Origin of the sequence: Streptomyces sp. NBC_01460, assembly GCF_036227405.1 — a bacterium.
In the GTDB taxonomy this organism is placed as follows: Bacteria; Actinomycetota; Actinomycetes; order Streptomycetales; family Streptomycetaceae; genus Streptomyces.
Window position 1 is genome coordinate 621,797 of the sequence record NZ_CP109473.1, and the last position, 18,680, is coordinate 640,476.

The following is an 18,680-nucleotide window of genomic DNA, read 5'->3' on the forward strand; positions in this document are numbered from 1 at the left end:
CGGTGAACGAGTGGTGAACGGGCCTCCGGAACAGCGTCCCTGACGCCGGGTCCGTCTGCGGGCGCACCAGCCGAACCCCGTCCCCGGATATGTGAGAGTTGACTCTCACGAAATGTGAGAGGAGACTCTCACGTCATGGAATCCAGTAATCGCCTGGGCGATATCGAGATCAAGGACCCGCAGGCGATGCGGGCGTTGGCCCATCCGGTGCGCCTGGCGATCCTCGACCGCCTGCTGCGGCACGGCCCCGCGACCGCGACGGAGCTCGCCCCCGACGTCGGGGCGACGCCGTCGGTGACCAGCTGGCACCTGCGGCACCTGGCCGGCTTCGGGCTGGTGCGCGACAGCGAGCCCGGCCCGGACCGCCGCAGGCGGCGGTGGGAGGCGGCGGCGCGCGGCTACCGGTTCGAGACGCCGCAGGACGAAGGCGACGAGGAGGGACGGTCGGCCGCGCGGCTGCTGTCGCGGCAGATGTTCCTCCGCCATGGCGACCTGCCCAGCCGGTGGGCCGCCGAGGTGGAGCCGGGGCTCGATCCCGAGTGGGCGGGCCGGGCAGGGCTGGCCAGCACCCGCGTCGTCGTGTCCGCCGACGAACTCGCCGCCATCGAGGACGAGATCGAGCGCGTCCTCGCGCCCTACGTCACCCGCGACCCCGCCGAGCGGCCGGCCGGCGGCCGCGGCGTCCAGTTGATGCGCTACGCCCTGCCGGAGGCGGCCGATGAGCAGCCGGAGCAGTCACGGTGGAGGTCCCGGACCGGACCACCGGGTCATCGCTGTGGCGGGACCGCCCGTTCCGCCGGTTCTGGGCCGGCAACGCGGTCTCACAGTTCGGCGACCGGATCACCGAACTGGCCTTGCCCCTGATCGCCGTCGGCGCCCTGAACGCGTCGGCCGGCCAGGTCGCCCTGCTGACCGCGCTCATCTGGACCCCGAACCTGTCGGCGATCCTCCTGGGGGCGTGGGTCGACCACCAGGCCCGTAAGCGACGCCTGATGATCCTCGCCGACCTGGTGCGCGCCGTCGTCCTGCTCAGCATCCCGGCGGCGTATCTGCTGGACGCGGTGACACTCGGTCAGCTGTACGTCGTAGCGGTGCTCCTGGGAACGGCCGGAGTGCTGTTCAACACCGCCTGTCCACCGTTCTTCGCCGGCCTCGTGCCACGTGACTCCTACGTGGACGCGAACAGCAGGCTAAGCGCCGCACGATCGGCGTCGCACGTCGCCGGCCCGGCCGTCGGCGGTGCCCTGATCCAGATCCTCGCCGCTCCCGTCACCCTCGTCGTCGACGCCCTGACGTTCCTGGCATCGGCGGTCCTGATCAGCCGCGTCCCGGTCGACGAACGGCCCGACACGAGCGGCGACGCGGCACCCGCGCTCCTGCGGCGCGCCAAGGAGGGACTGGCGTTCATCCTCCGTCACCCCGTGCTGCGGGGCAGCCTCGGATGCTGCGCCACGGTCAACTTCTTCACCTTCATCGGGGGCAGCGGGCTGATCGTGCTGTTCGCCGGCCGGGACCTCGGACTGTCCGCGGGGTTCATCGGTACGGCGTTCGGGGTCGGCGCGACAGGGTCCCTCCTCGGCGCCGTGGTCGCTCCGCGCGTCTCACGCAGGTTCGGCCTCGGGCACAGCATCGTCGTGGGTGCGGTGCTCTTCCCCGCGGCGATCGCGGTGACCGCCGCCGCGGACGGCCCACCCGGGCTCCGCGCCGGAACCTTGGCAGCGTCCGTCTTCCTGTCCGGTTTCGCAGTCATGCTGTTCGACGTCAACCTCAACGCCCTTCAGACGGCCGTGACCCCCGACGGTGTGCGCAGTCGCGTGTCCGGGGCGTTCAGCACGATCAATTACGGGATACGGCCGCTCGGCGCCCTCACCGGCGGTCTCCTGGCCACCGCGATCGGGTTGAGGGCCACCCTCCTCGTCGCCGCCGTCGGCGGCGTCGTGTCGCTGCTGTGGCTGCTGCCCTCGCCGATACCCCGCATCCGCTCCCTGGCACCGGACACCCCCGTGGATGCGGCTGCCTGAGCCTGCGCCCACCAACGGCCACGCGGGCATCGATCGCGCCGACGGCCTTCCGCCCCCGTCGAACCGGTGCCACCGCCGGGCCCAGGAAACCCCGGCGGTGGCACGGGCCCGGCGGGGCACCCGAAGGACGTCAGCGTCACCGTCGGTTCCGAGGAGGCACTCGCTGTGCACAGCTTGAAGCTCTGGCTCGACCGCAGTCCGGCCGCCCAGGCAGTGATGATCCTCGCCCTCGGCACAGGACTCACCGCACTGTTCCGCCAGGGTTCCCACCCGCTGGTCTGGGTGGTCCAGGGCGCGTTCTACACCGCCGTCAGCGTCGGATTCCTGGCCGTTCAGCGCCGCAGAGCCGGGCGGGTGACCGGGAAGGACCCACGCGGGGTCGCCGACCTCACCCGCAGGATCCGCCACCGCGAGGTGCCGAGCGATCCGGGCGAACGGGAGGCCATGCGGCGACTCGTCGACGACCAGCTGGGGAAGCTGGAGCGTGCGGGCCGGTGGCTGCCGTACTGGCTCGGCATCGCGGGTCTGGTCGTGGTCGGCATGCTCGTCCTCGGCGCGATCAGTGGATCGCCGGTCTTCCCGGCGATCTTCACCGTCGCCGTGGCCGCCTTCTGCTACGCGATCTTCCGGATGCGCCGCCACACCCTCGCCCTGTACCGCCACATGCGCTCAGCCCTGGAGGACCCGAGCTGACGCCCCGGCCACGAGCCCTCCCGTCCCCTTCACCTCCGACAGGAACGTCAGGTAGCCTGACGTTCCTGTCGGAGTCGATCCCGGAGGTTCGCCATGACCATGGAGTACGCCACCAAGTACCGCACCCGCTCCCACATCCCCGCGGAACCGGGCAAGCCGTACTTCATCGAGAAGGGCATGGGCGACCGGGCCCACCTCTTCGGTGACCTCGTCACCGTCTACGCCGGCGGGGAGCAGACGGAGAACGCCTTCAACTTCTTCACCGTCGAAGGCGCGAAGGGCGACATCATCCCGGCCCACCTGCACGCGGACACCTACGAGGTCTTCTACATCGGCAGTGGCGCCGCCCGGCTCTTCGTCGAGGACCAGGAGGGTGAGCAGTACGAGAAGCTCCTCACCACCGGCGACTTCGGGTTCGTACCCAAGAACTGCCCGCACGCCTACCGGATCGAGCGCCACCACAGCCAGATCATCGGAGTGGCCGCAGGGCCTGGCGGCACCTTCGAGCGCTTCTTCGAGAACCTCGGGACGCCTACCGAGGAACTGACCCTCCCGCGCGAGCCCTTCGTCCCTGAGCCGCACAAATTCGGCACGGTGCCGCTCCAGTACGACGTCCGGTTCATGCCCGAGCAGCAGTGGCGCACCCAGGACTGACCGGTCGCCCAGGTCCGCCGTACCCCGCTCGGAGACACGTCCACGCACCGGAGCGGGGCCGACGGCCGACCCGTGGCATCGCCGGGGAGTGTTCCCCGCCCACCCCGTCCTCCGCCGAGAGTCCCCACCTCCGCCTGCCGCCAAAGGTCCGTGTCATGACCCGCTCCGGGCTCCCGCCCTTCCCCTTCGAGCTGCTCGCTCCCCCCGACCCCGCCACGCTGCCCCTCCCGCCCGCGTCGCACCCCGAACCAGGGGTGGAGCTCCTGCGCGGTGCCGTCTACGCCGTGCCCGACGGCAGCCGTCCGCTGGAGCTGGACCTGTGGCGGCCGGCCGAGCCAGACGGGCCCGTGCCTCTCGTCGTGTTCGTCCACGGCGGCGGCTGGCGGACCGGGCGCCGGGACGACCTGGGGCCTCGTTTCCGGACCTGGCGCCCCGGACCGTTCGCCCGGCTCGTCCAGGCCGGTCTCGCGGTCGCCTGCCTCGACTACCGGCTGAGCGGCGAGGCGCACTTCCCCGCCCAGCGGGACGATCTCGCCGCCGCGCTGAGCTGGCTCGGCGGCCGTGCGGACGAGCTGGCGGTGGACCGTTCCAGGATCGTCCTGTGGGGTGAGTCCGCGGGCGCGCATCTCGCCGCCCTGGCCGCGCTCACCTCCGCCGGGTCGGCGACCGGTGCGGTCCGGGGGTGCGTCTGCTGGTACGGGCCCAGCGATCTCGGCGCCCTCGCGGAGGATCACGGCGGCGGCTTCGACTCCACCGACCCGACCACCCGCGAGGCGCTCCTCCTGGGAGCCGCCCCGGCCGCCGACGAGGAGCTGACCAGGGCCGCCAGCCCTGTTCACCACGTCTCGGGCGACTCCCCCGCCTTCCTCCTGCTGCACGGGACCGACGACACCCTGGTGCCCAGCAGGCAGAGCGTGCGCCTGGCCGAGGCGCTGCGCGAGGCGGGGGCGCCGGTGGAGCTGCGCCTGATCGACGGGGCCCAGCACCTGTGGGTCGGGCTCCCGGACGAGGGCGTGACCGAGTGCTTCGACCGCTCGGTCGAGTTCGCCCGGGCGCTCACCCGCTGACCGCTGCCCCGTGCGGTGGGCGGGGCAGCTACGCATGGGGCCGCCGCTGCCGGAATGAACTCCCGCCCCGGGGCGCTCCCGAAAGCCGAACAGGAACGGGCGCCCGAATCACCTGCCTCCGGCGTCGACGCCGCAGGGGTGATGGAATCCCGCCATGCCGACACCGATGTCCCGCGTGCTCCGCGCACTCGACCGTTTCCATGCCGCCCGGCCCTGGGACCACAACGCGCACTACCACCGCTGGCTGCTGCGCCGCCTGCCCGAGCGCTTCGACAGGGCGTTGGACGTGGGCTCCGGCAGCGGTGACCTGGCCCGGATCCTGGCCGCCCGGGCCATGTCGGTCGAGGGCATCGACTCCGACCCGGCCATGGTCGCCCGCGCCCGGACCCTCACGGCGCCCGCCCTCCCCGTCCACTTCACCGTCCGGGACGCGGCTGCCGGGCTGCCGGAGGGCCCGTTCGACGTCATCACGTGTGTGGCGGCCCTCCACCATCTGCCGTTCTCCGAGACGCTCGCCCGATTCCGCGACCGCCTCGCCCCCGGCGGGACGCTGGTCGTCGTCGGAGTCGCCCGTGCGCGGACGCTCGGCGACCATGCCCTCGGGGCTGCGGCGATCCCGATGAACGTCGTGATGGCGCTGCTCAGGAACGGAGGACGCAGGGCAACTCGCCCCACGTCGATGACCGCCCCGACGCTTCCGCCCGCCATGAGCTTCGCCGAGATCGTGCGGGGCGCCCAGGAGGTGCTGCCGGGTGCCCGCTCGCGTCGCCGTCTGTTCTGGCGCTACACGCTTGTCTGGCACCAGGAGTGACGGCTGCGCGAACTGCCCGTGGGAGGCGGGCGGGCACCGGCTCACGCCCCGTTCCTCCCCCGGAGTCCCGTCGAGGACCGGGCCGTATGCTCGGGAAACCGCCGGCCGACCGAGGAACCATGACCGACACCCCACCGAACATGCCCCAGCTGCTCAGCGAGGCCAAGCGCTGGTTCGACGACGCCCTGCTGGCCGGCATGACGGCCGCCGGCGAACAGCCCGTGACGGCGGCGCAGGCGGCGGTCTTCGCGACGCTCGACCCGGAGGGCACCTCGATCTCCGAGCTGGCGCGCCGGATGGGCGTCACCCGTCAGACGACGCACCAGGCGGTGCACAGCCTGATCGCCCTGGGCCTGCTGGAGCAGACACCCGATCCGTCGTCCGCCCGCTCCCGGATCGTCCGCACCACCCCGGAGGGCGCACGGGCCCATGAGCGGGCTCAGGTCATGCTCACCGCCATAGAGGCCGTCCTGGCCGAGCGCATCGGCGCCCAGGCCGGACAGCTCCGCGACATCCTCACCCGGCCCTGGGGCGAGCCACCCCTGCTGACGGCCGGCTCCTGACCCGCGGGCGACCGGGCCGCACCCCGGCGCGAGGGATCACGACCAGCCGCCGCGTCACGGCCGAGGTGTATGGATCACGAGCGTTGTCGGCACGGGGGTCTTGGTCGGAGGCGAAGACCCCCGGTGTGGTGGAGCTGTCCAGAAACGCACCACACGGAGGTCTTCGTGTCCCGCCGTACTGCCCGGTTGACGGTCTTCCGGAGGTGTCTGCTGGTCGAACGTGTGGCGTCCGGCCGTCCGGGAGCCCACGTCGCCGCCGAGACGGGCATGTCGCCCCGCCCCTTCTTCAGGCACCTGACCGACCAGGCACAGACGCCACAACCACCGGCGAAGGTGACGGAGCTGGAGCTGCGTACCACCGGAACGCGCCGTCGCACGCCCGGCACGCTCCGCCGAACGGTTGATACCGCGTCAATTCCCTTGGCATACGAATCACCCTGGTGGGTCAATTCGGGTGTCTGCAGCAATGGGTGATGGTCCATCGACTCCTTGCGGACAAGTCTCCCTCCCGAGACCGAACTCGTCTCGTCCGGACGGGCTTCCGCACATCCCCATCCGCCAGCGGCCGAACGTGTCGGCGTGGGCCGGTTCGGGACGTTCCTGGATCGCAACACCCAGTCACTGCTCGGAGAAGGCTTCCGAGCGAGAGGAACCCTCATGCCCATCAGTCCCAACCAAGGCTCCACCAGCGGCGGAACAACCGTCACCATCACAGGCGTGAACCTGTCCGGCGCCACCGCCGTCCACTTCGGGTCCCGGACGGCCACGATCACCTCGAACACCCCGACCTCGATCACCGTCATCGCCCCTGCGGGCTGCGGCGTCGTCGACGTCGACGTGACGACCGCGGGAGGGACGAGCAACTCACTCTCCTTCTTCTACATCAGCCCGCCCATCGCGGTGTCCATCGCCCCGGACTCCGGTCCGACCTCGGGCGGCAACACGGTCACCATCAACGGCTACGGCCTCTCCACAGCCACCACCGTGTCCTTCGGCTCCACCAGCGCAACCCCGACGGTCGTCTCGGACAGTCAACTGTCGGTGGTCGTTCCGGCCGGCAGCTTCAGCGGTTCCGTCGACGTCACCGTCACCACCACCGGGGGCACGGCCGCTCCGCTCACCTACGCGTATGCCGACGCGCCGACACTCGTCTCGCTCACACCCGCCTCGGGATCGACGTCCGGCGGCACGTCGGTGACCGTCAACGGCACCGGCCTGGCATCCACCACGGCCGTCACCTTCGACGGCACCCCGGCGTCCTTCGCAGTGCTGAACAGCACCACGCTGGTGGCCGTCACACCGCCCGGCACCGCAGGTTCCGTCGATGTCGTCGTGACCACCGAGGGCGGGAGCGCCACCGCCGGCGGCGGCTTCACCTACGTGTCCGGCCCCGGCATCTGACGGCGTCCCGGACACACAGCCGCGCACGGCCCCGGTGAGCTCCTGTCCACCCGTCCGTGCCCAGCGGAAGCGGTGCGGGCTCACGCACGCCCGCCCGCACCTCTTCCGTGCCCCCAGCTCGCGGCCGAGCCAGGCCGACCACACTCCCTGGAGTCACCGTGGCCCCTCCCGTCCTCACCTCGGTCGTACCCAACACGGGTCCGGCGGCGGGCACCAATCCCGTGACCCTGAACGGCAGCCAGTTCACCGGCGCCATCGCCGTCACGTTCGGATCCGCGGCCGCCCTGTCGTACACGGTCAACACACCGTCGACGATCACGGCGACGGTCCCGCCCGGAACCGGAACGGTCAACGTCACCGTGCGCACACCCGGCGGCCTCAGCAACACGATCACCTACACCTACGCACCCACTCCGGCTCTCAGCGCGATCACACCGAATCAGGGCCCGACGTCCGGCGGCACCAGCGTGGTCCTCACCGGCACCGGCCTGACCGGGACCACCGCCGTGACGTTCGGCAGCACCCCTGCGACCTCCTACACCGTCAACTCCGCCACCCAGATCACCGCCGTCGCACCGGCAGGCACCGGCGCGGTGGCGGTCACCGCGACCACCGTCGGAGGCACCTCGGGGCCGGTGTTCTTCTACTACGTCAACGCACCCTCACTGCTGTCCGTCTCGCCCGCCCAGGGCCCGGCGACCGGCGGGACCGGCGTGGTCCTCACCGGCACCGGCCTGACCGGGACCACCGCCGTCACGTTCGGCAGCACCCCTGCGACCTCCTACACCGTCAACTCCGCCACCCAGATCACCGCCGTCGCACCGGCAGGCACCGGATCCGTCGCGGTCACCGTCACCGGCCCCGGCGGCACCAGCAACTCCGTCACCTACACCTATCTGACGGCCCCGGCGCTCACCGCGCTCTCGCCCGCGCAGGGGCCGACAGGCGCAGGCACCGCAGTGACCCTGACAGGCATCGGGCTGACCACGACGTTCGCGGTCCGCTTCGGCACCGCACCGGCGGCCTTCACCGTGGTGTCGGACACGACTGCGATCGCGATCGCCCCGGCGGGTCCGGCGGGCTCGGTGCTGGTGAGCCTCACGACGTCGGGCGGCACCAGCAATTCGCTCGCCTACCAGCGCGTCGCGCCTCCCGCGATCTAGCCGGCCGGCATCGGTGCCGCCGGCCCACTCCGGCCCATTCGAGCGAGCCGAGGGCTCAGGGGGACCGCCGGGACCCGCGCCTACCGCAACTGCCATCAAAAGCGGCCTAAGGTCACGCTCCGAACGGTCAGGCGAACCCCGTCTGACGATCAGACCGAGGAGGCCCCTCAGTGAAAGCGTGTCTTGCACGCAACGTCGGACTCGTGGTCGCCGTAGCGACGGCCACCGTGCTGTCCCTGGCTCCGTCGGCTGCAGCCGCCGATCCGTCGTCGACCACCGTCCAGGCCACGCCCTCCTCGGCCGCGACCGGGCAGCTGGTGACCCTCGACGCGACGGTTACCTGCAGCTCGGACCCGAGCGGCGGCCTCGGCGTTTCGTTCTTCGACGGCCCGGACCTCCTGGCGACCGCACCCGTCTCCGCGGACGGACGCTCCTCACTGACCACCGGGTTCACGACCACCGGAACACACACCATCACCGCCGCCTACAACGGCGACGACAGTTGCGACGCTTCGAACGGCACCACCACCGTCACCGTGTCCCAGGCCCCGTCGCCCCCGGCCGGCAATCCGGGCTGCCTGCTCTGCGGGCTGATCGACTTCCACGTCGGGGACGTCCACAACGAGGTCAACGTCAACAGCCACCATGTGACGCGCATCAACAAGTAAGCCCGGCCCGACGGGCGCTGGACACGGGCGAGGGGTGTCACGGGCCGCGGTACCCCTCGCCCGTCCGACACCAGAGCACTCCTTGGGGCGGATGTCCGGGCCGGTCAGGGCGCCGTCCTTGCCCTGTCGGAGCACGGCGTTCTGGCTGTGCCAGTTCTCCACCACCTCCGCGGCACGACATTCCGAAACGATCAATCAGGCAGGCATGAGACATGTCGCCCTTTCCCCGCGTTCGGGTGGGAGGGGAGGCGCGTGGCCGGACCCGGCACAATGGCGGGATGATCAGCAACCCGATCACCTACCGCACGGCGGACGGCGTCCGCATACCCGGGACATGGCGTCACGCCTTCATCTGCAACGGTGGGACCTACTTCCTCACCGACCTGGGCATCTACGCCGACGGGCTCATCGACTGCTGGGGCCTGGTCACCCTCGACGAGTTCGAGCAGAAGCTGCGCTCCGGCTGGGTGGCCACCGGCCTTCCGGAGGGGGCCGAGGCATCGGCGCACGGCCTCGCCTCGTGGAGGTTCGCCGAGCCGCATACCCGGATCACCCCGGAACTGCTGCTCGCCGAGGTGCGGGACACGATCGAGGAACTGAACGGCCGCCCCGATTCGACCGCCCGTTGCCTGGCCGCCGTCGACGTGTTCCTCGCCGACCGGACCGAGGAGAACCGAGCCGCCGCCCGCACCGCCTACCTGGCCGTTCCCGAGACCCAGCGCCACTACGCGCTCGGCGACATGGACCGCAAGGACCGGCCGCTCCAGGTGCTGGTGGCCGGGCCGGGCGGGACGCTGGAGGACTGGTCCGACGAGGCCGTCTCCCAGGAGGAGTACGAAGAGGCTGTCGCCTACTTCGAGGAGCATGCCCGTCCGACCGCCGGACCCCGCTCCCGGGTTCCTTCGGACGGGCCGGTGACACCCCACGCGGCGGCGGTCCACCTCTCCCACTCGTATCCGCGGCGGCGTCTCGACGAGCCGGGCAAGGTGGCTCTGCGCAGCGACTACCCGGCGCCCGTCGACATCCACGGAGTCACCTACGCGTCGGTCGCCCAGGCATACTGGGCCCTGTCGGTCGACGACTCCGCGGCGCACGCCGCCATCGCGGCGGCGGACACCTCGTACGCCGCCCGCGAACTGGCCGCCGCCGGCCCGCGACGCGAGGGCTGGGAACGGGCCCGCAGCGCCGTCATGACCATGCTGCTCCGCGCCAAGTACGCTCAGCATCCGGACCTGGCCGAGGTACTTCTCGCAACGGAGGACGCCACCCTCCTCTACGACGACGCCGACTCCTCGTTCTGGGGCGACAACGCCGGCCGTGGCCGCAACTGGACCGGCCGACTGCTCGAACTCGTCCGTTCCGAACTGCACGCGCAGCGCACCGGAATCGTGTGGGGGACGGGGTCGAGCGCGAGATGACGCGGGTAGCTCCACCTGGATACGGTCAGGGCATGTCGCCGAACGTGACCACGACCCCGCCCCGCCCGATCCGCATCGGAGACACCTGGTACGAGGCGAAGCCGCCCACCCGAGCCGACCGGCAGATCGCCGGGTCGGCGCGCGCCGCTCTCGCCGAGGAGGAGCCCGCATGACCGACGCCCTGGTGGCCTTCGTCCGGGCCCGCTTCGCCGAGGAGCTGGAGAAGGCCCGCTTCGCCGGCGACGTGGTGGTCAAGCAGCCCGAACGCTTCGGCGTCGAACCCGAGGACGCCGCTCAGCACGACCGGTTCACCGTCGCCACGGCGGAGGTTCGACTGGCGCTGCTGGAGGACACCGTGGTCCCGTACCTGGGGGCCCCGGGACAGGGCGGCCGGAACGCCGAGTTCCAGCTTCGGCTGCTTGCCGCGCCCTACGTCGAGCACCGGGACTATCCGCACGGCCAGGAATCCGCAGACCGGCCCGGGAGCCCCGCGTGACCGCCGAGCTGACCGCCTTCCTCGAGGCCCGTCTCGATGAGCGGGAGTCCGCTGCTGTTGCCGCCGGCGGCAGGGGTGAGGGCTGGCAGGCCTTGGGAACGGGTGTCTACTCCGTCCCTGTGGACGAGGACGCCCCGCCCCTGGTCACCACGGGCCCGGAGGTGGGCGGGACCGACGAGGACGCCGCGCGGGCCGAGCACGTGGCGCTCCACGACCCGACGCGTGTCCTGCGCGAGGTCGAAGCGGCCCGGCGGGTCCTGCGCGCCCACGAGCAGTGGTGCGAGGGGCGCTGCGAGGCGAAGCACCCGGAAGGCGGCTTCGACGCCGCGCACTACTGGTCGGTCAAGTCGCTGGCCGCCGTGTACGCCGACCACCCGGACCACCGCGAGGAGTGGCGTCCGTGAGCAGGGCGGACGACGGGGACCCCGCACCGGACGGCACGGGGCCCTGGTCGTTCAGGAGCCGGGCTGCTGGAGAGAGCGGCTCGGGATCACTCGACGCACGGAGGACAAGGCGTTCCGCGGCTACGGCGTCGTGATCGTCGGCCGGGGCGCGGTCGCCATCCCGTTGCCGATGGCGAAGCTGGGGTGCGGCGGCTGGTTGTAGGCGGTGTTCTGCCAGGCCAGCGCGGTGCGGTACATCGTGTCGTGGAGGAGCGTGGTGATCCTCGTGCCGGTCTCGATCGGCGTGGAGTAGATCCGCAGGGCCGTGTTGTTGGTGGTCGGCCAGACGACCTCCTCGCGCCAGTCGCCGAAGATGTCGCCGGACAGCGCGGGCGTGGCCTTGGTGCCGTTGTTGGAGTGGACGGCGTCCCCGGTCAGCAGGCGGGTGTCCGCCGAGGTGCCGTACTTGTCGATGTGGGTGCCGTCGAGGAGCTCACGGGTCGTGTCGCCGTCCCACCAGGACAGGAAGTTCGAGCTGGACGGCTTGCGGCTCGTGACGACGGTACCCTTCGGCCCACGCACACCGGAGACGGCCGAGGACCAGGACTCGGCGCCGGCGCTTCCGGACCAGATGTCACCGGAGACCCCTCGGCCGTTGTCGCCGCTCGCCGGGGTCGACCACAGGATCTGGCCGGTCTTCGCGTCCGCCATCCACGAGGACGGCTTCGAGCTGTCCTCGTCGACCTTGAACTCCTCGAGGCCCGCCCGGGAAGGATCGAGGTCCCCCACGTGCATGGCGTCGCCGTGGCCGTTCTTCGTCGTCCAGAGCCCGCTGCCGTTGTCGTCGACGGCCATCGCGCCGTACATGATCTCGTCCTTGCCGTCCCCGTCGGCGTCGGCGACGGACAGCTGGTGGTTGCCCTGACCGTCGTACCCCTTGCCGGAGTTGGTCGAGCTGTTCGTGTCGAAGGTCCAGCGCCGGGTGAAGGCGCCGTTGCGCCAGTCCCAGGCGGCGATGACGCTGCGCGTGTAGTAGCCGCGCGCCATGATCAGTGACGGCCTGGCTCCGTCCAGGTAGGCCGTGCCCGCGAGGAAGCGGTCCACCCGGTTGCCGTAGGAGTCGCCCCACGAGGAGACGGTGCCGCGTGCGGGTACGTAGTCCACGGTGCCCATCGCGGCGCCGGTCCTGCCGTTGAACATCGTCAGGAACTCGGGGCCGGAGAGGACGTAACCGGAGGAGTTGCGGTGGTCCGCGGAGGAGCTCCCGATCACCTTGCCTGCTCCGTCGACACTGCCGTCGGAGGTCTTCGTCGCCACCTCGGCCTGGCCGTCGCCGTCGTAGTCGTACACCTGGAACTGGGTGTAGTGCGCGCCGGAGCGGATGTTGCGCCCGAGGTCGATCCGCCAGAGCCGGGTGCCGTCGAGGCGGATCCCGTCGATGATCGTGTTCCCCGTGTAGCCGGACTGGGAGTTGTCCTTGGCGTTGGTGGGCTGCCACTTCAGTACGAAGTCGAGGGCCCCGTCGCCGTCCAGGTCGCCGACGGAGGCGTCGTTGGCCTCGTAGGTGTAGGCGACGCCGTCGGGTGTCGTCCCTCCCGCGGGCGGGCTGATGGGGACGTCCTTGTATCCGGCCCGGAACTGGATCGCGTGCACGGAGTCGCTCTGCTCCACCCCGCCGACGACCGCGCGCACCGTGTAGTCGGCGGTGGCGGGCGCGCCCGAGTGGAAGTAGTTCGTCGAGGCGGTGACCGGCGAGGCGTTGACCTTGGTGCCTGCCCGGTAGACGTTGAACGACACGTTGTCGGGGTCGGTACCCAGCCAGCGCCAGCTGACGAGGTTCCCGCTGTCGGTGTGCACGCTCACCACACCGCGGTCGAGCGCCTCGGCCTGCCGCGCGGTGGCGGCGTGCGAGGCCGGGCCCAGGGCGACGAGCCCGCCGGCCGCGAGCAGCCCGGCCGCCAGAGCGCCGGTCAGCGCACGGGCGCGGGTGACACGGCGTCTGCGGCGGGGGCGGGAATCGGAGGGGGGAAGCAGAGGCTCCACGGGAGGCACCTTCTGGCAGGGGATGGCTTACGCCCCCTCAGTTGCTCCCGGAAGCCGAAAGGTTGCCGCCGGACTCGGTGGGTGACGCCGACCGCCGCCGCCCTACGCCGGCCGCCTGTGCCGCGGAGTGCAGCGAGCGCAGGGCGAGCAGCAGGAAGCCGATGTCGTCGAGGTAGACGGGGTCCGGCAGGAGGTCGACGGGCGACACGGTGTAGATCACCGACGCCCACACGAGCGCCTTGTTGTGCAGGGGGATGCCCGCGTCCACGAGCAGTCTTCTGGCCCGGATCACGCGGACCAGGAGCACGGCGGCGGCCCCCGCCATGAGCAGGAGCGCCAGCGCGCCGAGGACGAGCCAGACCGAGATGTCCATGGCTCATCTTCTCCCCGTGGGGCGGCCCGGGCCAGGAGGCGTCACCCGTGGCTCCTGGCCTGCTGCCGGGCGCGGCGACGCTTGAGGGCACGGCGTTCGTTCTCGTCCATGCCTCCCCACACACCCGCGTCCTGTCCGTTCTCCAGCGCCCATTCCAGGCACTGTTCCCGCACGGGGCAGGTGCCGCAGACGGCCTTGGCCTCCTCGGCCTGCACGAGGGCGGGGCCGGTGCTGCCGATGGGGAAGAACAGGTCGGGGTCCTCTTCACGGCACGCCGCGTGCGTGCGCCAGTTGTCCATGACTCTCACTCCTTCTCGCCGGGGGCGGCGTCGGTCTCCGCTGGGTTCCGCTTCGTCTCTGTGACGTCCGTACTGTGCGCGTGACCGTCATCCGGCGTTCGAAACCACAACAGGCGAGGCGTTCAAGGGTTTCCGGCATCCGTCGCGCCGTCCGGAAGCGGCGAGCCCGGGTGCGGGGCGGCCGCGCAGGCGCCGTCCAGGCGGATGCGGTAGTCCATGACCACGGCCGGCTCGTCGATGATGTCCACCCGTGCCCCGGGTGTCTCCAGCACCGCCCTGTCGCCGACCTCCGGAGCCGGGACGCGGAGCAGGTGCAGCGGGGGGACACCGGTCATGGGGTGCGGCGGGAAGTCGAGGGGCATCACCTGGACGGTGAGGTGCTTCCGGTGCGCGGCCTCCTCGAGCACCGCCCGCTGTCCGGCCATCACCGCCGGGCCGCCGACCCTCGTGTGGAGGGCCGCGGCGGGGAACAGGGCCCAGAGGGCGGCCCCCCTCTCCTCGATGCGGCGCTGCCGCTCCTCCAGCAGTTCGAGGTGCCGATGATCGTGACTCGGCGGGGAACCGGGGGTGAGGGCCTGGCGCAGGGCCGCCTCGTAGGCCGGCGTACGCAGCAGTTCGGGGATCAGGGCGGGGTGCCAGGTCCGGATCAGCGTGGCGGAGGACTCGATGCCGATGACCTCCTGTTGCCACGGTTCCATCGCGTCCCGCCACCGGTGCCACCAGCCCGGCAGGTTCGCCGCCGTGAGGCCCGTCATGATCGGTTCGGCCTCCTCGGCAGGCACCGCGTAGCGCTCCAGGAGGACGCGGACCTGGTGGGCGTCGAGCCCCGTCTCGGCGCGCTCGATACGGCGGACGGTGGCGGGGTGGGCACCCAGTGCCACGGCCGCCGCCTGGAGACTGACGCCCGCACGTTCCCGGAACATCCGCAGCCGTGCCGCCAGGACGCGGTGCTCGACGGTGGGGCCGGAACGGGGCCTCATCCACGTACCCTTCCGCGCACGAGCCCCGATGTGGTGGTGCTGTCGGAGCTGCCTCAGCGCTGATTCGGAACCATCCGGGCATTCTGCCTCTTGCAAAGTATGTACTTTGCACGGAGAGTACGTACATGTCGGAAATAGTCGCGTGCGCGCGTTCGGCCCCGGAGGGCTCGGGCGGACGGAGCGCACAGAGCTGGTGGATCCCCCGCATCCCCCGGGGCGTACCCGTGGCGAGGCACCGCGTGCAGGAAGCCATGCGGAGCTGGGGAGAGCCGGACGAACGTGTCGAGACGGCGGCCCTCGTCGTGACCGAACTGGTCACGAACGCGGTGGAGCACACCGCGGGCCGCCGGATCCGGTGCCGCCTCCTGCGGACCCCCGGCCGGGTACGCATCTGTGTGTGGAACCGCGGCCGGCGTCACATCCCGGAGCTGCCGGGTCCACGGGACCCGGACGCGCACCCCGTCCGGGGTGACGGACCTCACGGTGCGGACGGGGCCGAGGGCCCCGGCCCGGTCGCCCTCACCCGGCCTGTCGGCACGGACGAGGGCTTCAGCCTGGCGTCGGTGGCCGAGGACGGCCGCGGCCTCATGCTCGTGGACGCCCTGGCGACCCGCTGGGGCACCCGCAGCAGCGTGTCCGGCCGGCTCGTCTGGGCCGACATCTGACGTCCGGACGAGGCGGCGCCCGGTCCGCTCAGGCGAGGGCGGTCCGGCACTCCGGGTGGCCCCAGCCGTTCGGATTCTTCGCGATCATGTCCTTGGCCGCGTAGGACTTCCCGCAGTGGCACCGGCCCGCGAACTTCGCCCGGATCGTACCGCTCGAACGCGGCTTCCCCGCGGACCCGCCCTTGACCGCCGCACCGGCGGCGCGGCCCTTCGTCGACCGCGCGGGGGCCGGCACAGGCAGGTCGGCGGTGCCGTGAGCCGTTCCCGCCGCCCGCTGGGAGACCGCCACCTCGCTCGCGGCCTGGTCGGCCAGCGCGTTGAGCGGGTCGCCGTCCACCTGGTGCGCCGGCACGTGGCGGAAGCTGACACTGCGGGCGCTCAGCAGCTCGTCGATGCCGACCACCAGCTCGCGGTTGGCGACGGGCTTGCCCGCGGATGTCTTCCAGCCGTTGCGCTTCCACCCCGGAAGCCACTTGGTCACCGCGTTCATCGCGTACTGCGAGTCCATGCGCACCTCGACCGGGACAGCGGGATCGGTCGACCTCAGCAGTTCCAGCAGAGCGGTGAGCTCGGCGACGTTGTTGGTGGCGGTGCCCAGCGGGCCCGCTTCCCACCGCTGGGGGCTGCCCTGGCCGTCGGCCACGACCCACGCCCAGGCGGCAGGTCCCGGATTGCCCTTCGATGCCCCGTCACACGCGGCGATGATGCGCTCGTCCATGCCCTGAATCATGCCAGCCCGGAAGATCAGGGCACGATCGAGTCGATGTAGCCGCCGTCCACCCGCACGGCCGCGCCCGTGGTGGCCGACGCCTGCGGGGAGGCGAGGTAGACGACGAGGTTGGCGATCTCCTCGGGTTCGATCAGGCGCTGGAGCAGGGACTGCGGACGGTGCAGGCGCATGAACTCGCGCTGGGCCTCGTCCCACGGCAGGTCCGCGCCCACGAGCTCGTGGACGAAGTTCTCGATGCCACCGGTGTGCGTGGGGCCGGCGATGACCGAGTTCACGGTCACCCCGGTCCCCGCGGCCTCCTTGGCGAAGCCGCGGGAGACGGAGAGCAGCGCGGTCTTCGACATGCCGTAGTGGATCATCTCGAGGGGGACGACGACCGCGGAGTCGCTCGCGATGTTCTGCACCCGGCCCCACCCCCGCCCGGTCATGCCGGGCAGGTAGAGGCGGATCAGGCGCACCGCGCTGAGGACGTTGGTGTCGAAGTAGGTCCGCCACTCCTCGTCGGTGATCTCCAGGGCCGGCCGGGAACCGAAGATGCCGAGGTTGTTGATGAGGATGTCCGCGGCGGGCACGGCCTCGTACAGTTCGGCGGCGCCCTGTTCCGTGGCGAGGTCGCAGGCGACCGTGATCACGTCGGCGTCCGGCGTGGTTCCGCGCAGCGTCTCCGCCGCCGCGTCGAGCCGGTCACGGCCTCGTCCGGTCAGCACGACACGCGCTCCGGCACTCGCCAGACCTGTCGCGACGGCGAGCCCGATGCCCTGCGAGGATCCGGTCACGACCGCGGTCCTGCCGGCAAGATCGATACGCACGTGGCGCTCCTCTCGTCCCGTGTCCGGGTGCACGGGCTCCCCAGCCTGGCACTCCCGGGCCCGGAACGCCTTCCGGCCGTCCGGGATCCACCCTCCCGGAGAGCAGGACCACGGTTCTCACCGGTACCCCGTGTGCGGCCCGGCACGGCACGGGGCTCCCGGCCCGTGGGAACCGGCCGGGAGCCCCGTCACGTGCGTCAGAGAACGCCGGACGCCGAGACGGCGATCTGCGCCTTGGTCCTGCCGGACGAGGTGCCGTACGACTCGATCTTGCGGACGAGCTCCATGCTGGCGTCGTCGGCGACCTCGCCGAACACGACGTGCTTGCCGTCGAGCCACGGGGTGAGGACGGTGGTGATGAAGAACTGCGAACCGTTGCTGTTCGGGCCGGCGTTGGCCATGGAGAGCAGACCCGGCTTGTTGTGCTTCAGGGTGAAGTTCTCGTCGGCGAACTTCTCGCCGTAGATGCTCTTGCCGCCGGTGCCGTCGCCCCGGGTGAAGTCACCGCCCTGGAGCATGAAGTCCGGGATGACCCGGTGGAACGGCGAGCCGGCGTAGCCGAAGCCCTGCTCACCGGTGGCCAGCGCACGGAAGTTCTCCGCGGTCTTGGGGGCAACGTCGTCGAAGAGGTTGAACACGATCCGCCCGGCGGGCTGGTCGTCGATGGTGATGTCGAAATACGCCTTGATGGTCATGAGTCCATCCTGACATCACCCGCCGCCCCGCGATGCACAGACCCCACCTGACCGACGGCTCCCAGCAGCACGAACACGGCGTACCACGGGGGTGAGCCGTGGTACGCCGTCGTCAGTCAGGGAGAACGCCGCTTCTCCCTACCGTCGCCGTTCAGCGGTTGCCGCGGTGGCCGCCGTCACGGTGACCGCCGTCGCGGTGCCGGCCCCAGGACTCGGAGTCGACCCTGTTCCCGCGGTTGTCGCGGAGCGTGGCGGTGTCCCTGCTGTCCCACACGTAGTTGCGGCGGTCCTGGTACACGTCGTGGCGGGTGTCGCGGCCGACACCGGTGTGGACGCGGACGGAGGAACGGCCGGGCAGCCGCAGGTCGAACCTGTACGTGCGCCGGCTCTCGTCGGAGAGCGTCCAGCCGCGGAGGTTGACGGAGTGACGGCTGGTGTTGGTGACGGTGACCCACTCGGCGTTCAGGCTGCGGTTCGAGCCGTTGTCGCGGCCCGGGCTCTCGTACTGGATCTCGCCCAGGACGACCGCCGAGCGCTGGGCCGGCCGGTTGTGGCCGTGGTCCCGGCCATCGGCCGTGGCCGGCAGGGCCGCTGCGGCGAGCAGGGCACCTGAGGCGAGAACGGTGGCGGTGATCCGTCGTGCGGAACGGGACATGGAAACCCCTCATCATGCAGGCCCGGATGGAAGCACCGGGCGTTTTCCGACCCCGGCGTCGTGCCGGGAACGCAAACTTTGTCCCGCTTTCGA

The 18,680-nt window shown here is 71.4% G+C and carries 23 protein-coding genes; 15 read left to right on the forward strand and 8 right to left on the reverse strand.

What is annotated here, in order from left to right:
* The first annotated feature begins 135 nt into the window (after positions 1–135).
* From OG488_RS02815 to OG488_RS02885, 14 genes are all read left to right on the forward strand, one after another.
* Entirely contained in the window at positions 136–864 is a 729-nt protein-coding gene (locus OG488_RS02815) for an ArsR/SmtB family transcription factor (protein WP_329225575.1), read from the forward strand.
* The gene (locus OG488_RS02820) at positions 774–2,021 is read left to right on the forward strand and encodes an MFS transporter (RefSeq protein WP_329238376.1); all 1,248 of its coding nucleotides are present in this window, start codon (positions 774–776) and stop codon (positions 2,019–2,021) included. The genes OG488_RS02815 and OG488_RS02820 overlap by 91 nt, the downstream gene beginning before the upstream one ends.
* A gap of 165 nt (positions 2,022–2,186) precedes the next feature.
* Positions 2,187–2,714, forward strand: coding sequence for a hypothetical protein (locus tag OG488_RS02825; RefSeq protein ID WP_329225577.1), 528 nt, complete (start codon positions 2,187–2,189; stop codon positions 2,712–2,714).
* 93 nt (positions 2,715–2,807) lie between these two features.
* Positions 2,808–3,368, forward strand: coding sequence for a quercetin 2,3-dioxygenase (locus tag OG488_RS02830; RefSeq protein ID WP_329225578.1), 561 nt, complete (start codon positions 2,808–2,810; stop codon positions 3,366–3,368).
* A gap of 155 nt (positions 3,369–3,523) precedes the next feature.
* Positions 3,524–4,435 carry an alpha/beta hydrolase gene (locus OG488_RS02835; RefSeq protein WP_329225581.1) on the forward strand — a complete coding sequence of 304 codons (912 nt, stop codon included), beginning with the start codon at positions 3,524–3,526 and terminating at the stop codon, positions 4,433–4,435.
* 154 nt (positions 4,436–4,589) lie between these two features.
* Positions 4,590–5,246, forward strand: a complete 657-nt coding sequence (locus OG488_RS02840) for a class I SAM-dependent methyltransferase (protein WP_329225583.1) — start codon at positions 4,590–4,592, stop codon at positions 5,244–5,246.
* 119 nt (positions 5,247–5,365) lie between these two features.
* The gene (locus tag OG488_RS02845) at positions 5,366–5,809 is read left to right on the forward strand and encodes a MarR family winged helix-turn-helix transcriptional regulator (RefSeq protein ID WP_329225584.1); all 444 of its coding nucleotides are present in this window, start codon (positions 5,366–5,368) and stop codon (positions 5,807–5,809) included.
* A 657-nt stretch (positions 5,810–6,466) separates the two neighbouring features.
* Positions 6,467–7,210, forward strand: a complete 744-nt coding sequence (locus tag OG488_RS02855) for an IPT/TIG domain-containing protein (RefSeq protein ID WP_329225586.1) — start codon at positions 6,467–6,469, stop codon at positions 7,208–7,210.
* Positions 7,211–7,368: 158 nt separating this feature from the next.
* Positions 7,369–8,373: an IPT/TIG domain-containing protein gene (locus OG488_RS02860; protein ID WP_329225588.1), complete on the forward strand. Its 1,005-nt coding sequence runs from the start codon at positions 7,369–7,371 to the stop codon at positions 8,371–8,373.
* A gap of 170 nt (positions 8,374–8,543) precedes the next feature.
* The gene (locus tag OG488_RS02865; protein WP_329225590.1) at positions 8,544–9,041 is read left to right on the forward strand and encodes an Ig-like domain-containing protein; all 498 of its coding nucleotides are present in this window, start codon (positions 8,544–8,546) and stop codon (positions 9,039–9,041) included.
* Between the two features lie 278 nt (positions 9,042–9,319).
* Positions 9,320–10,459: an NADAR family protein gene (locus tag OG488_RS02870; RefSeq protein ID WP_329225592.1), complete on the forward strand. Its 1,140-nt coding sequence runs from the start codon at positions 9,320–9,322 to the stop codon at positions 10,457–10,459.
* Between the two features lie 32 nt (positions 10,460–10,491).
* The gene (locus OG488_RS02875; protein ID WP_329225594.1) at positions 10,492–10,632 is read left to right on the forward strand and encodes a hypothetical protein; all 141 of its coding nucleotides are present in this window, start codon (positions 10,492–10,494) and stop codon (positions 10,630–10,632) included.
* Positions 10,629–10,955 carry a DUF6221 family protein gene (locus tag OG488_RS02880; RefSeq protein WP_329225596.1) on the forward strand — a complete coding sequence of 109 codons (327 nt, stop codon included), beginning with the start codon at positions 10,629–10,631 and terminating at the stop codon, positions 10,953–10,955. The genes OG488_RS02875 and OG488_RS02880 overlap by 4 nt, the downstream gene beginning before the upstream one ends.
* The gene (locus OG488_RS02885) at positions 10,952–11,359 is read left to right on the forward strand and encodes a DUF6221 family protein (protein ID WP_329225598.1); all 408 of its coding nucleotides are present in this window, start codon (positions 10,952–10,954) and stop codon (positions 11,357–11,359) included. The genes OG488_RS02880 and OG488_RS02885 overlap by 4 nt, the downstream gene beginning before the upstream one ends.
* A 120-nt stretch (positions 11,360–11,479) precedes the next feature.
* Here the strand turns inward: OG488_RS02885 and OG488_RS02890 are convergent, their stop codons facing one another.
* The 4 genes from OG488_RS02890 to OG488_RS02905 all read right to left on the reverse strand — a co-directional run bounded on the left by OG488_RS02890 (position 11,480) and on the right by OG488_RS02905 (position 15,033).
* A complete protein-coding gene (locus tag OG488_RS02890) occupies positions 11,480–13,381 on the reverse strand; it encodes a rhamnogalacturonan lyase (protein WP_329225600.1) in 1,902 nt (633 codons plus the stop codon).
* A 37-nt stretch (positions 13,382–13,418) separates the two neighbouring features.
* The gene (locus tag OG488_RS02895; protein ID WP_329225602.1) at positions 13,419–13,754 is read right to left on the reverse strand and encodes a YkvA family protein; all 336 of its coding nucleotides are present in this window, start codon (positions 13,752–13,754) and stop codon (positions 13,419–13,421) included.
* A gap of 41 nt (positions 13,755–13,795) precedes the next feature.
* A complete protein-coding gene (locus OG488_RS02900; RefSeq protein ID WP_329225604.1) occupies positions 13,796–14,053 on the reverse strand; it encodes a WhiB family transcriptional regulator in 258 nt (85 codons plus the stop codon).
* A gap of 122 nt (positions 14,054–14,175) precedes the next feature.
* Positions 14,176–15,033 carry a helix-turn-helix domain-containing protein gene (locus OG488_RS02905; RefSeq protein ID WP_329225606.1) on the reverse strand — a complete coding sequence of 286 codons (858 nt, stop codon included), beginning with the start codon at positions 15,031–15,033 and terminating at the stop codon, positions 14,176–14,178.
* Between the two features lie 251 nt (positions 15,034–15,284).
* Between OG488_RS02905 and OG488_RS02910 the strand changes: the two genes are divergently transcribed.
* Positions 15,285–15,698: an ATP-binding protein gene (locus OG488_RS02910; protein WP_443074274.1), complete on the forward strand. Its 414-nt coding sequence runs from the start codon at positions 15,285–15,287 to the stop codon at positions 15,696–15,698.
* A gap of 28 nt (positions 15,699–15,726) precedes the next feature.
* On the opposite strand, the gene OG488_RS02915 is transcribed toward OG488_RS02910, so the two are convergent.
* The 4 genes from OG488_RS02915 to OG488_RS02930 all read right to left on the reverse strand — a co-directional run bounded on the left by OG488_RS02915 (position 15,727) and on the right by OG488_RS02930 (position 18,587).
* Entirely contained in the window at positions 15,727–16,416 is a 690-nt protein-coding gene (locus tag OG488_RS02915) for a ribonuclease H family protein (RefSeq protein WP_329225608.1), read from the reverse strand.
* A gap of 26 nt (positions 16,417–16,442) precedes the next feature.
* On the reverse strand, positions 16,443–17,237 hold the full coding sequence (locus OG488_RS02920; RefSeq protein WP_329225610.1) for an SDR family NAD(P)-dependent oxidoreductase: 795 nt from the start codon (positions 17,235–17,237) through the stop codon (positions 16,443–16,445).
* Between the two features lie 197 nt (positions 17,238–17,434).
* On the reverse strand, positions 17,435–17,932 hold the full coding sequence (locus OG488_RS02925) for a peptidylprolyl isomerase (RefSeq protein ID WP_329225612.1): 498 nt from the start codon (positions 17,930–17,932) through the stop codon (positions 17,435–17,437).
* Positions 17,933–18,083: 151 nt separating this feature from the next.
* A complete protein-coding gene (locus tag OG488_RS02930; protein ID WP_329225613.1) occupies positions 18,084–18,587 on the reverse strand; it encodes a lamin tail domain-containing protein in 504 nt (167 codons plus the stop codon).
* Positions 18,588–18,680: the final 93 nt, after the last annotated feature.